General features: G+C 67.1%; 11 protein-coding genes. 6 read left to right on the top strand and 5 right to left on the bottom strand.

The genetic code is table 11. The annotated features are described in order from the left end of the window. Positions 1–7 precede the first annotated feature (7 nt). Positions 8–775 (top strand): Crp/Fnr family transcriptional regulator, encoded by a 768-nt coding sequence (locus KF796_13500; GenBank protein ID MBX3587648.1) that lies wholly within the window; start codon positions 8–10, stop codon positions 773–775. On the opposite strand, the gene KF796_13495 is transcribed toward KF796_13500, so the two are convergent. Further along, positions 754–1572: a metal-dependent hydrolase gene (locus KF796_13495; protein MBX3587647.1), complete on the bottom strand. Its 819-nt coding sequence runs from the start codon at positions 1570–1572 to the stop codon at positions 754–756. The two genes, KF796_13500 and KF796_13495, sit on opposite strands and share 22 nt — an antisense overlap. 105 nt (positions 1573–1677) lie before the next feature. Between KF796_13495 and KF796_13490 the strand changes: the two genes are divergently transcribed. Further along, positions 1678–2271: a TetR/AcrR family transcriptional regulator gene (locus tag KF796_13490; GenBank protein ID MBX3587646.1), complete on the top strand. Its 594-nt coding sequence runs from the start codon at positions 1678–1680 to the stop codon at positions 2269–2271. A 123-nt stretch (positions 2272–2394) separates the two neighbouring features. After that, positions 2395–4074: an AMP-binding protein gene (locus KF796_13485; protein ID MBX3587645.1), complete on the top strand. Its 1680-nt coding sequence runs from the start codon at positions 2395–2397 to the stop codon at positions 4072–4074. 109 nt (positions 4075–4183) lie between these two features. Here KF796_13485 and KF796_13480 read toward each other — a convergent pair whose 3' ends face one another. Then, positions 4184–6253, bottom strand: coding sequence for a sodium-translocating pyrophosphatase (locus KF796_13480; GenBank protein MBX3587644.1), 2070 nt, complete (start codon positions 6251–6253; stop codon positions 4184–4186). Between the two features lie 219 nt (positions 6254–6472). Between KF796_13480 and ppa the strand changes: the two genes are divergently transcribed. Beyond that, positions 6473–7012 (top strand): inorganic diphosphatase, encoded by a 540-nt coding sequence (gene ppa / locus KF796_13475; GenBank protein MBX3587643.1) that lies wholly within the window; start codon positions 6473–6475, stop codon positions 7010–7012. 320 nt (positions 7013–7332) lie between these two features. Here ppa and KF796_13470 read toward each other — a convergent pair whose 3' ends face one another. The 3 genes from KF796_13470 to KF796_13460 are packed head-to-tail and all read right to left on the bottom strand — an operon-like array spanning position 7333 to position 11065. After that, on the bottom strand, positions 7333–8136 hold the full coding sequence (locus KF796_13470; protein MBX3587642.1) for an alpha/beta fold hydrolase: 804 nt from the start codon (positions 8134–8136) through the stop codon (positions 7333–7335). Beyond that, entirely contained in the window at positions 8060–9745 is a 1686-nt protein-coding gene (locus KF796_13465) for a wax ester/triacylglycerol synthase family O-acyltransferase (protein ID MBX3587641.1), read from the bottom strand. The genes KF796_13470 and KF796_13465 overlap by 77 nt, the downstream gene beginning before the upstream one ends. Positions 9746–9799: 54 nt before the next feature. Then, positions 9800–11065, bottom strand: a complete 1266-nt coding sequence (locus tag KF796_13460) for an N-acetyltransferase (protein MBX3587640.1) — start codon at positions 11063–11065, stop codon at positions 9800–9802. Here KF796_13460 and KF796_13455 point away from each other — a divergent pair. Further along, positions 11016–12677, top strand: coding sequence for an NAD+ synthase (locus KF796_13455; GenBank protein ID MBX3587639.1), 1662 nt, complete (start codon positions 11016–11018; stop codon positions 12675–12677). The genes KF796_13460 and KF796_13455 overlap by 50 nt on opposite strands. Positions 12678–12740: 63 nt before the next feature. Further along, on the top strand, positions 12741–13079 hold the full coding sequence (locus tag KF796_13450; protein ID MBX3587638.1) for a P-II family nitrogen regulator: 339 nt from the start codon (positions 12741–12743) through the stop codon (positions 13077–13079). The last annotated feature ends 3 nt before the right edge of the window (positions 13080–13082 follow it).

Genomic DNA, 13082 nt, shown 5'->3' with positions numbered 1-13082 from the left:
CTTTTCCATGCCCGAATCCAATCCCCGACCGGAACCCCTGCCGCCGTCCACGGAAACCCGCCACTGGGTGCCGCTGCTGGACAGCGGGGCCTGGTTTGCGGGGCTCTCGCCGGCGCTGCGCGAAGCCTTGCTGGCACCGGCCCGGGTGCGCCGGCTGGCACCCGGACAGGCGCTGTTTCGCCGGGGTGACGCGCCCTGCGGCCTCTACGCGGTGCTGGAGGGCGCGATCCGCATCTCGGGCATTGGCGGGCCCGGGGAAGACAGCCGCGAGGTGCTGCTGACCCTTCTGGAACCGCCGCACTGGTTTGGCGAGGTCTCGCTGTTTGACGGCGAGCCCCGCACCCATGACGCCGTGGCCGAGGGGGCTGCCGCCGTGCTGCAGGTGCCGCAGCCCGCGCTGGCGCAACTGCTCACACAGCAACCAGCGCACTGGCGCGAACTGGGCCTGCTGATGAGCCACAAGCTGCGCCTGGCCTTCGTGGCGCTGGAAGAGGCGGCCTCGCTGCCCGTGGCGCAGCGCCTCGCGCGGCGCCTGGTGCTGATGGCCGGAGGCTATGGCGTGCGGCGCGATGCGCCACAGGGCGTCAGCCGGCGCGCCATCGCGGTGTCGCAGGAGCAGCTGTCGATGATGCTGGCCGTGTCACGCCAGACGGTGAACCAGGTGCTGAAGGACCTGGAAGCGCGTGGCGTGGTCCGGCTGGGCCGCGGGGAACTGGAGATTCTTGATCTGCCGGCGCTGCGCCGGCTGGCCGGTCAGGCGCCGACCACTGCATAGCGGCCGCGGTTGTCGGCCAGCCAGTCCACCGAGCGCTGGCTGTCCTGCTGGCTGGGATGGAAACCGGCGCGCTTGTATTCGCGCCAGGGCCGGTAGGTCTGGCGGATCAGTCCGCGCCGGCCAAACAGGTAGCTGGCCGCGCTTTGCCAGGTTGACCAGCGCCACAGCGTGCCGTCGCGGCGCAGGTTTGCCACTGTCTGGCGCAGCGTGTCGCCAAGAAACACCAGGGTGATGCGGCGGAACCACTTCAGGCGCCATTCGTCGTTGCCGCCCAGCGCCTGGTACAGGTCGAACGCCGTGCTCTTGTGCTCGGATTCCTCGGCGCTGTGCCACAGCCACAGGGTCTTCAGACGCTCCTCGCTGCTGTCCAGCAGATCGTGGTTGCGCAGCATCCAGTCGGCCAGGATGGCCGTGAAGTGCTCATTGGCGGCGGTGATCGCCACGTGGTGGCGCGGGTCCAGGCCTTCGAGCAGTTTCAGGCGCTCCTTGGCGCGTGGCGCCCAGTCATTGACCAGGCCCTGTTTTTCAAGGTGCTCGTTGAACAGCGCGTGGATGCGCCGGTGGGTGGCCTCCTGGCCCACAAAGCCCTGCACCTCGGCCCTGAACTTGTCCTGCAGGTCGGGCGGCAAGGCCTTGTGGCCGTTGCGCACGGAATCGATGAAGAACTGTTCCCCCACGGGGAAGCTCATGGACAGCGCGTTGAACAGCGCCGAGCGGAACGCGTCGCCACCGCACCAGTGGCGCTCAAAAGGGGCCTGCAGGTCAATCAGCAAACGGCGAACAACGAGATCGGTCATGGGAATCCGGTGAAGGCTGGTACCAATTGGTACCAAAGCCAGAACATCATCAACATTCTTTCAGGTACTGTCAAGTATCGCGCTGTAAACCCGCACAATGGTGACATGACAGAGACAGATTTCCCTGTAAGCACGACCACCGCCTCCGAACACCGCAGCCGGCTGCTCGAGGGCATGGCCCAGGCCGTGGCCAAAAAGGGCTACGCCGACACCACCATCGCCGACGTGGTGCGCGAGGCCTCGGTGTCGCGCCGCACCTTCTACGAGCACTTCGACACCAAGGCCGAATGCCTGGTGGCGCTTTACGAGGCCACCAGCCACAACACGCTGCGCGTGCTGCGCGGCTCGATCGACCCGCAACGCGACTGGCAGGCCCAGCTCGAGCAGGCGCTGACCGCCTACCTGGGCAGCATGGCGCAAAACCCGGTGCTGTTGCGCACCCTGTTCATTGAAATCCTGGGCCTGGGCGCCACCGGACTGGCCGCGCGCCGGCGCACCCACAACGAGATCGCTGGTTTTATCCTTGAAGTGGTCAATGCGGGCGGGCGCCAGCAGATCGACCCCCAGATGGCCATGGCCGTGGTGGGAGGCGTCAATGAACTGGTGCTGCAGGCCATCGAACGCGAGCGCCCCGACGAGATCCTGGCCGCCGTGGGCACGGCCAGCGCCTTCGTCAAGGCTGTCACCAACCGGGCCTGAGCCGGGGCTGACCTGGCCGGGGGCAGGGCTTCCCCGGTAACCCTGAAGACATTCCGCCTCTAGCATGGCGGCAGGACGCGCGGCCCTGGGCTTCGCGCGCCGTTTGAACTTCAAGGAAACCGCATGCCCAACCCCAAACTGATACTCGACTACGTCTACGACCATGAGACGGCCCGCGCCCAGCAGGTCTGCCTGACCCAGCCCATTGGCCGGGGCCAGGTGACCGACTACACCTGGCAGCAGATGATGGACCAGGCGCGCCGCATGGCGACGCACCTGAAGAGCCGGGGCTTTGCGCCCGGCGCGCGCATCGCCATCCTGTCCAAGAATTCCGCGCACTTCCTGATGGCCGAACTGGCAATCTGGATGGCCGGCGGCACCACGGTGGCGATCTTTCCCACCGAATCGGCCGAGACCGTCAAGTACGTGCTCGAGCACAGCGAGGCCAGCCTGCTGTTCGTGGGCAAGCTGGACAGTTGGGCGCAGCAGCAGCCGGGCATTCCGGTGGGGCTGCCCTGCATCGCGCTGCCGCTGTCGCCCAGCACGCCCTACGACACCTGGGACGCCATCGTGGGCGCCAACGAGCCCATCGCCGGCAAGCCCGAGCGTGCGGGGACTGACCTGGCACTGCTCATGTACACCTCGGGCTCCACCGGCACGCCCAAGGGCGTGATGCACAGCTTCGAGCGCGTCACGCGCGCCAGCGAAGGCATCGTGGCTTACCAGGAGAGGGAACTGGGCGCGGGCTTCACCTATCGCGTGCTGTCCTACCTGCCGCTGGCACACATCTTCGAGCGCGCCTGGGTCGAGTGCGCGGGCTTTGTGCTGGGGCGTGGCCACATCTTCTTTGCCGAGTCGCTGGACACCTTTGTGCAGGACCTGCAGCGCGCGCGGCCCACGGTGTTCATCTCGGTGCCGCGGCTGTGGCTCAAGTTCCAGCAGGGCGTGTTCACCAAGATGCCCGCGAAGAAGCTGGACCGGCTGCTGTCCATCCCCATCCTGGGCAAGATCGTGGCGCGCAAGGTGCTCACGCAGCTGGGCCTGAACGAGGTGATCCAGGCCGGCAGCGGCTCGGCGCCCATTCCCCCCGCGCTGATTGCCTGGTACCGCCGGCTTGGCCTGCACCTGGTCGAGGGCTACGGCATGACCGAGGACTTTGCCTTCTCGCACACCACCACCAAGGCGCTCAAGGACCCGGGCTATGTGGGCATTCCGTTCCCCGGTGTGGAGCGCCGCATCGAGGACGATGGCGAGATCCTGATCAAATCGCCGGGCACCCTGGTGGGCTACTACAAGCGGCCCGAGCTCGACGAAGAGGCGTTCACCGCCGACGGCTTCTTCCGCACCGGTGACCTGGGCGAAGAGGGCCCCGGCGGGCAGCTCAAGCTCACGGGCCGCAAGAAGGAACTGTTCAAGACCGGCAAGGGCAAGTACGTGGCGCCCGCGCCGATTGAAAACCTGATCAACGAGTGCCCGCTGCTGGAGCTGTCGCTGGTCTCGGGCGTGGGCCAGCAGGCGGCCTACGCCATGGTGGTGCCGGCCGAGGCGGTGCGCCCCAAGCTGGCCGATCCGGCCTACCGGGCCGAGTTCGAGCAGCAGATGGCCGCCGTGCTCAAGCGCGTCAACGAGAACGTGGCCGACTACGAGCAACTGCGCATGATCGTGGTGGCGCGCGAGCCCTGGTCCATCGAAAACGGCTGTCTCACGCCCACCATGAAGATCAAGCGCAACCGCATCGAGGCGGTCGTCGGCCCGCAGGTCGACCAGTGGTTTGCTGCCAAGGGGCCCGTGGTCTGGGCATGAAAAAGGCCTGGAGTCCAGGCGGGGCGGCCACTTTGTGCTATTGATCCTGTAGCAATCCCGCCCGCAAAAAAGCCCGCCGAAGCGGGCTTTTTTATGGGGCAGGCCTGGCTCAGCCCGCGTGGAACTTCACCACCAGCGGCACGATCAGCAGCGCCACGATGTTGATGATCTTGATCAGCGGGTTGATGGCGGGGCCGGCCGTGTCCTTGTAGGGGTCGCCCACGGTGTCGCCGGTCACGGCGGCCTTGTGGGCCTCGGAACCCTTGCCGCCGTGGTGGCCGTCTTCGATGTACTTCTTGGCGTTGTCCCAGGCACCGCCGCCGGTGCACATGGAGATGGCCACGAACAGGCCGGTCACGATGGTGCCCATCAGCAGGCCGCCCAGCGCCTTGGGGCCCAGCACCAGGCCGACCACGATGGGCACGACCACCGGCAGCAGCGACGGGATCATCATTTCCTTGATCGCGGCCTTGGTCAGCATGTCCACGGCCACGCCGTATTCGGGCTTGGCCGTGCCTTCCATGATGCCCTTGATCTCGGCGAACTGGCGGCGCACTTCCACCACCACTGAACCGGCGGCGCGGCCCACGGCCTCCATCGCCATGGCACCGAACAGGTAGGGGATCAGCCCGCCGATGAACAGGCCCACGATCACCATCGGGTCAGACAGGTCAAAGGTGATGGCGCGGCCATAGGTCTCCAGCTTGTGGGTGTAGTCGGCAAACAGCACCAGCGCGGCCAGGCCGGCGGAGCCGATGGCGTAGCCCTTGGTCACGGCCTTGGTGGTGTTGCCCACCGCGTCCAGCGGGTCGGTGATGTCGCGCACGCTGGCGGGCAGCTCCGACATCTCGGCAATGCCGCCGGCGTTGTCGGTGATGGGGCCGTAGGCGTCCAGCGCCACCACGATGCCGGCCATGCTCAGCATGGAGGTGGCCGCGATGGCAATGCCGTACAGGCCGGCCAGGCTGTAAGCCGCCAGGATGGCCAGGCAGACAAACACCACGGGCCAGGCCGTGGAGCGCATGGACACGCCCAGGCCGGCAATGATGTTGGTGCCGTGGCCGGTGGTCGAGGCCTGCGCGATGTGCTGCACCGGCGAGTACTGGGTGCCGGTGTAGAACTCGGTGATCCAGACCAGCGCGGCCGTGAGCGCCAGGCCCACGAAGCAGGCGCCAAACAGCTTCATCTGCGCGCCCGTGCCACCGAAGGCGTTGTCCGGAATGATCCAGGTCGTGACGAAGTAAAAGGCGATCAGCGACAGCACGCCGGCCACCGCCAGGCCCTTGTACAGGGCCGGCATCACGTTCTTCATGCCCGGCGAGGCCCGCACGAAGAAGCAGCCGATGATGGACGCCACGATGGACACCGCGCCCAGCACCAGCGGGTACAGCACCGCATTGACCGGGGCCGCGGCCACCAGCAGGGCGCCCAGCACCATGGTGGCGATCAGCGTCACGGCATAGGTCTCGAACAGGTCGGCCGCCATGCCGGCGCAGTCACCCACGTTGTCGCCCACGTTGTCGGCGATCACGGCCGGGTTGCGCGGGTCGTCCTCGGGGATGCCGGCTTCGACCTTGCCCACCAGGTCGGCGCCCACGTCGGCGCCCTTGGTGAAGATGCCGCCGCCCAGCCGCGCGAAGATCGAGATCAGCGACGAGCCAAAGGCAAAGCCGATCAGCGGGTTGAGCATGGCGGCCAGCGCCTTGCCGTCACCCGTGGGCGTGCCGCCCGTGAGAAACCAGTAGAAGCCGGCCACGCCCAGCAGCCCCAGGCCCACCACCAGCATGCCGGTGATGGCGCCGCCGCGGAAGGCCACGTCCAGCGCCGGGCCGATGCCCTTGGTCGCGGCCTGGGCCGTGCGCACGTTGGCGCGGACCGAGACGTTCATGCCGATGAAGCCGCAGGCGCCCGACAGCACCGCGCCGATCACGAAGCCAATGGCCGTCTTGCCGTCCAGAAAGATGCCGATCAGCACGGCCAGCACCACGCCGACGATGCCAATGGTCTTGTACTGCCGTGCAAGGTAGGCCGCCGCACCGGCCTGGATGGCCGCCGCGATCTCCTGCATGCGGGCGTTGCCCGCGTCCTGGGAAAGAATCCAGCCGCGGGCCCAGAAGCCGTAAGCCACCGCGATGAATCCGCAGACGAGCGCCAGAATCAGCGCCGAGTTGCCTGTCATATGAGAATCTCCTTCGTTGTTTTCGCTTGGAGGGGGCCAACGCACCGGTTGATCCCCCGCTGCGTTGCTTCCTCGCAGCTCCACAAGGGGAGACGATTGGCCAACTGGCGCAATGTACCGTGAAAAACCGCACACGGCGAGGCCGGCAAGGTCCATGAAAGTAAAATCAGGGTTAATCCTTATCTTCATCTCCCTGTCTTAATTTTTCAGAAGCAATCCATGTCCCTCGACAAAGTCTCCGCCGGCAAGAATGTTCCCGAGTCCTTCAACGTGATCATCGAGATCCCGATGAACGCCGACCCCATCAAGTACGAAGTGGACAAGGAAACCGGCGCCATCTTCGTGGACCGCTTCATGAGCACGTCCATGCACTACCCGACCAACTACGGCTATGTGCCCAAGACCATCAGCGGCGACGGTGACCCGGTTGACGTGCTGGTGATCACGCCCGTGCCGCTGATCCCGGGCGTGGTCGTGCCCTGCCGGCCGATCGGCATCCTGAAAATGGAAGACGAGGCCGGGCAGGACGGCAAGGTGCTGGCCGTGCCCATCGACAAGGTGCTGGCCATCTACACCCAGTGGCAAAAGCCCGAAGACCTGAACCCGCTGCGCCTGAAGACCATCTCGCATTTCTTCGAGCACTACAAGGACCTGGAGCCCGGCAAGTGGGTCAAGATCCTCGGCTGGGAAGGCCCCGAAGCCGCCCGCAAGGAAGTGATGGACGGGATCGCCAACTACGAGAAGGCCCAGCAGGGCTGATTCTCAGGGGCCCTGCTTGCAGTTCTGGTGAAGGCCTGCCGGGGCGGCGCCGTGTTGGCGAGTGACCCATCGGGCGGCCCGAGCGCTCGAAGCCTGACGCGAGGGGGTGAGGCCTGGGCCACCGATCAAGAGTCCCGGGCGCGAAGCGCGCAAGAGCGGGCTGACGGGCTTGAACATACCGGGCGTCAATCGCGTGCCCATCAGGTGTGCCCGCTCTGAGCACTGCAGCGGCTCACCCGAAGGGGCCGGGGCTCTGGTGGCCCAGGCCTCACCCCCTTGCGTCAGGCGTGCACGCTTAAAAAGAAGGACGGGCATCCCCGTCAACGATGCGGGTCCGGATACAGCAACCCCTTGAGCCCGAACAGCCCGCTGCGGTCAAACGGCTGCCATTGGCTTTCGGGCTGGGCCAGCCGGTCGGCCACGGCCCACCAGGCGCTGGGGTTCAGGCCAATGCCGATGTGGCTGGCCACGACCTCGATGTTTTCGGTGTGCGGGTTGTGCGGCGCCGGCTTCTGGAAGCTGCCCTGCCAGGCCACGATGCCGTCTGAGCGCGAGAAGATGCTGGTGGTGGGCACCGGCGGCGCCTCGGGCAGGTTGTAGTTCTCGGCTTCGCGCTCGATGGTGCGGCCGCTGGTGAGCTCGTAAATGCGCCAGGCGTTGGTGGACTTGGGCGGGCCGGCAAACGGCGTGCCCAGCGTGATGACGCCGCGCACGCTGCCGGGCAGTTCCTTGGCCAGTTCACGTGCATAGACCCCGCCCAGGCTCCAGCCGATCAGGCTGACCTTGCGGCCCGTGGCCTCATGGCGTTCCAGGACCTGCCGCTTGGCGGCCTCCAGCACACCGGCCCGGGGGCCGAAGTTGAATCCCTGGGTCCAACCCTGCACGTCGTAGCCGAGCGAGCCCAGGTAGCGCCGCAAGGGGATGGTGGAGGCATCGCTGGCGCTCAGGCCGGGGAAGACCACGACCGAATGCCCGTCGCCGGCCGGGGCGCGCTGCAGCGCGGGCCAGGCGGGCAGCAGGGAGCCAAACTCCCAGGGGGCGCGAAACTCAAGCGCGAGCAGTGCGAGGCTTGGCGGCGGCAGATCGTCGAGGGGCAGGTCTTGTCGCTGGGTGGCCATGAGCATCGGTTGCCTTCTTTCCCGTGGTTGTTTTGCTGCCCCGCACGGTAGCAGCTTTGGCGGTTTTCGCTGCGGGGGATGTTCCGGGTTTAGAGTCGCGCGTCTTCGATTGCGTCGCCTTGGCGACCGGGGGTGCAGGGGTTACTACCGAGGGCTGGGCCATGGCGTACAACTTTTGTGCTTCTTCAAAGGCCGCCTCGAGCGCATCGGCCAGGTCCTGCACATGGGGCACGGCCTTCTTGTCGGCGATCACGCCGAAGTCCACGCTGCCCGCATAGGTCTGGATGGTGATGTTGAGCGCCAGCCCGTGCATCACGATCGACAGCGGGTGAAAGGTCAGCATGCGCGCGCCAGCCAGGTACAGCGGCACCTGCGGGCCCGGCACATTGCTGATGGCCAGGTTGGCGATGGATGGCAGGCGGTCGGCCACGCCGCTGCGGCCATAGGTCTTGAACACGGCGCGCGCCGCGCCGCCCACCACCCAGGGCGAGAGGAACGAGGGGTAGTCGGTGGGCAGCACCGACTTGAGGTTGATCAGCGCCTCCTTGACCTTGCTGGTGGACGCCATGATGGCGTTCATGCGCTTCATGGGGTGGGCCAGGTGGGTGCCCAGGTCGACCACGGTGATCGAGGCCTGGTTGTTGAGTTCCTTGTTGCTTTCCTCGCGCAGGCTTACCGGCATGGCGGCAATCAGCGGCTTGCGTGGCAGGGTGGCGTGCTTCGTCAGGTAGTTGCGCAGCGCCGTGGAGCAGATCCACAGCACGATGTCGTTGAACGAGCCGCCCACGGCCCTGGCCATGGCCTTGCACTCGGCAAAGGGCACGCTGGCGGTGGCAAACACGCGGTCGCGCGTGATGCCGGCGTTGAAGATGGTCTTGGGCGCCAGGCTGATCGGCGACTTGGGCCGCAGGCTGGTCAGGCCCTTGTCGCCGCCCTTGACCGACTGCCGGGCCACCGCGCCGCCCAGCGAGCCCGCGGCCGCGGGCAGCGAGCGCGCCAGCTTGGCGTACTGCGCGAGCGAGTTGGAAAATACCGCGCCAATCATCTCGCCGATCTTGAGGTCGCCGGCCGTGCGGCGCTTGCGGGACAGGTCGGGCGGCGCCACCTCGCGCGGCACGGGCGCCACGTCGAGCATGGCGTTGGCCAGCACCGTGCCGCCCTTGCCGTCGAGCGCGGCGTGGTGGATCTTGGAATAGAAGGCCACCAGCTTGCCCTCGATGGCCATGTCGGGCGGCGGCGTGATGCTGTCAAACACATAGAACTCCCATAGCGGGTGTTCGCGGTCGATCAGCTGGCCGTGCAGCTGGGCGGCCATGGCCTCCACCTGCTTGACGCTGAGCTTGCTGCCCTTGACCTTGCGGATGTGGAAGTCCAGATCGACTTCGTCGGCCTCGACCCAGATCGGGTGGCCCAGGTCCAGTGGCATGAAGGCCAGGCGGCGGCTGAAGATGGGCGCCAGGTGCATGCGCCGGCCAATGTGCTCCTGCAGCGCCTTGTGGAAGCTGCCCTTGAAGCCGCGCGGCAGCTCATAGAGGTTGAGCGAGCCCACGTGCATGGGCGTTTCCGGGGTTTCGAGGTACAGGAAGGTGGCGTCGAGGCCGCTCAGTGATTTCATGGGGTGGGTGTCTCCGTGGACGCCCACCTTAACCCGGCCGATTGCGCCCGCGCACTAGGGTTTGTCTTGCCTGAACGGGCTGCGCGCGTCCAGGTGTTCGATGTAGTCGCTGATGCCATCACCCTCGCGCTCCAGGAAGCGCTGCACCGCGTCGGCAAAGGCCGGGTGGGCCAGCCAGTGGGCGCTGGTGGTCCTGACCGGCATCAGGGCCCGCGCCATCTTGTGCTCGCCCTGCGCGCCGCCCTCAAAGGTCTGGTAGCCGTGCTGGATGCACCAGTCCAGCGGCTGGTAGTAGCAGGCCTCGAAGTGCAGGCAATCCACGCGCTCCAGCGCGCCCCAATAGCGGCCGTAGGCGGTGGCGGGCCAGGATTCAGAGCCATTTTGGCCTGGAGTCCAGGACTGGCGGTCATTCAGTGCTATCAAACTCGTAGCAATCGGCTGGCCGTTGCGCTCGGCCACAAACAGCAGCCAGTGCTCGGGCATGGTCTGCGCCATGCGCCGGAAGAAGTCGCGCGTGAGGTAGGGCGCGTTGCCGTGCTCCAGGTAGGTGCGCTCGTAGCAGCGGTAAAAGAAGTCCCAGTCAGCGGGCGTGATGCCGGCGCCGCGGGCCCAGCGAAAGTGCACGCCGGCCTCGGCCACCTTGCGCCGCTCCTGGCGGATCTTCTTGCGCTTTTCCTGGTTCAGGCTGGCCAGAAAGGCGTCGAAGCTGGCGTAGGGCGCCTGGGCATTCTTCCAGTGGAACTGCACCGTGTGGCGCAGCATCAGGCCCGCGTCTTCGCAGGCGGCAATGTCGTCGCCGGCCCCAAACAGCAGGTGCAGCGACGACAGCTTCTGCGTCTGGCACAGGGCCAGCAGGGTGCGCACCAGCACGGCGCGCGCGGCGTCGGTGCGCGCCAGCAGGCGGGCACCGGGCACCGGTGTGAAGGGCACGGCCGCCACCGCCTTGGGGTAGTAGGCCAGGCCATGCTGCTCGTAGGCGTTGGCCCAGGCCCAGTCAAATACATATTCGCCATAGGAGTGGTTCTTGAGGTACAGCGCGCAGGCCGCGTGCAGCTCCGTGCCCTGCCAGAGCGTGACAAAGCAGGGCGCCCAGCCGCTGTCGGGCGTGGCGCTGCCGCTGTGGTGCAGGGCGGCCAGGTACTCGTGGCGCATGAACGGGCCGGGCTGGCCCTGCAGCGCGAGCAGGCCGTTCCATGCGGCGGCATCCACCTCCAGCGGCGAGGCCAGCACCCGGGTGACATAATCGTTCGAGCTATTTTTCACTCTTGGTATGACTCTCAAACTCTGCGTCGCCCAGCTCAATTTCGTGGTGGGCGACATGCCGGGCAACGCCGCCAAAATCATCGAGGCGGCCCGGTCCGCCCACGCGGACGGCGCCCGCCTGCTGCTCACGCCCGAACTGTCCATCTGCGGCTATGCGGCCGAGGACCTGTTCCTGCGGCCCGCCTTCATCGCGGCCTGTGATGATGCCGTGAAAACGGTGGCCCGCGAACTCGCCGGGTTAAAGGACATGACCGTGGTGGTGGGCCACCCCACCGGGGGCGACCAGCGCACCCGCAGCGTGGCCGTGCAGCAGCGCCACAACGCGGCCAGCGTGCTGCGCGAGGGCCGGGTGCTGGCCACCTACGCCAAGCGCGAGCTGCCCAACTACCAGGTGTTTGACGAGCGCCGGTATTTCACGCCGGGGCAGGACACCTGCGTGTTCGAGGTGCAGGGCGTGCGCATCGGCCTGCTGATCTGCGAGGACGCCTGGTTCGAGGAGCCGGCCCGGCTGGCCCGCGAGGCCGGCGCCGAGCTGCTGGCGGTGATCAACGCCTCGCCGTTCCATGCGGGCAAGGGCGGCGAGCGCGAGGCCACCATGCGCGAGCGGGTGCGCGCCTGCGGGCTGCCGCTGGTCTACGCCCACCTGGTGGGCGGGCAGGACGAGGTGGTGTTCGAGGGCCGGTCGTTCGCCATCGGCGCTGACGGCCAGGTCGCGGGCCGGGCCCCGAGTTTTGAAGAGAATCTGTTTGCAGTCCAGGCGGGGCGGGCGCGCGGCGCTATCAATCTGGTAGCAGAACTGGCGCCCGAGCCCCACGCCGACGCCGACCTGTGGAGCGCCCTGGTGCTGGGCGTGCGCGACTACATCGGCAAGAACGGCTTCCCCGGCGTGCTGCTGGGCCTGTCGGGCGGGATCGACTCGGCGCTGGTGCTGGCCATTGCGGTCGATGCGCTGGGCGCCGGCCGGGTGCGCGCGGTGATGATGCCCTCGCCCTACACGGCCGACATCTCCTGGATTGACGCGCGCGACATGGCGGCCCGCCTGGGCGTGCGCTATGACGAGATCTCCATCGTGCCGCAGTTCGAGGCCTTCAAGACCTCGCTGGCGGGCGAGTTCAAGGGCCTGCCCGAGGACACCACCGAGGAAAACATCCAGGCCCGCATCCGCGGCACGCTGCTGATGGCGCTGTCCAACAAGTTCGGCAGCATCGTGCTGACCACGGGCAACAAGAGCGAGATGGCCACGGGCTACTGCACGCTGTACGGCGACATGGCCGGCGGCTTTGCCGTGATCAAGGACCTGCTCAAGACCGCGGTGTTCCGCCTGGCGCGCTGGCGCAACGCGCACGACCCGTTTGGCACGGGGGCCAACCCCATTCCCGAGCGCATCATCACGCGCCCGCCCAGCGCCGAGCTGCGGCCCGACCAGAAGGACCAGGACAGCCTGCCGCCCTACGAGGTGCTGGACGCCATCCTGGAGCGCTACATGGAAAACGACCAGTCGGCCGCCGAGATCGTGGCCGCGGGTTATCCGGCCGCCGACGTGGCGCGCGTCACGCGGCTGATCAAGATCAACGAATACAAGCGCCGCCAGTCGCCCGTGGGGATTAGGGTCAGCCACCGCAGCTTCGGCAAGGATTGGCGCTATCCTATAACCAGCAAGTACCTTTAACCAACAGGGCGGGGCGTAGCGGTGCAGCCGCCGGCCCGGCCCATCACCCTGGGGACACCATCCATGAAGCAGATCACCGCCATCCTCAAACCGTTCAAGCTCGAAGAGGTGCGCGAGTCGCTCGCCGAGTGCGGCGTGACCGGCCTCACGGTCACCGAAGTCAAGGGCTTCGGCCGCCAGAAGGGCCACACCGAGCTGTACCGCGGTGCCGAGTACGTGGTCGATTTCCTGCCCAAGGTCAAGGTGGAGGTGGTGGTCAAGGACGACGACGTCGAGCGCTGCGTGGACGCCATCGTCAAGGCCGCGCGCACGGGCAAGATCGGCGACGGCAAGATCTTCGTGACCAGCGTGGAGCGCGTGGTGCGCATCCGCACCGGCGAAACCGACGAATCGGCGGTCTGAGCC

Source organism: Ramlibacter sp. (assembly GCA_019635435.1).
Taxonomy (GTDB): domain Bacteria; phylum Pseudomonadota; class Gammaproteobacteria; order Burkholderiales; family Burkholderiaceae_C; genus JAHBZM01.
Note: the sequence above shows the minus strand (reverse complement) of the source record. Positions and strands in the feature narration are given on the sequence as shown.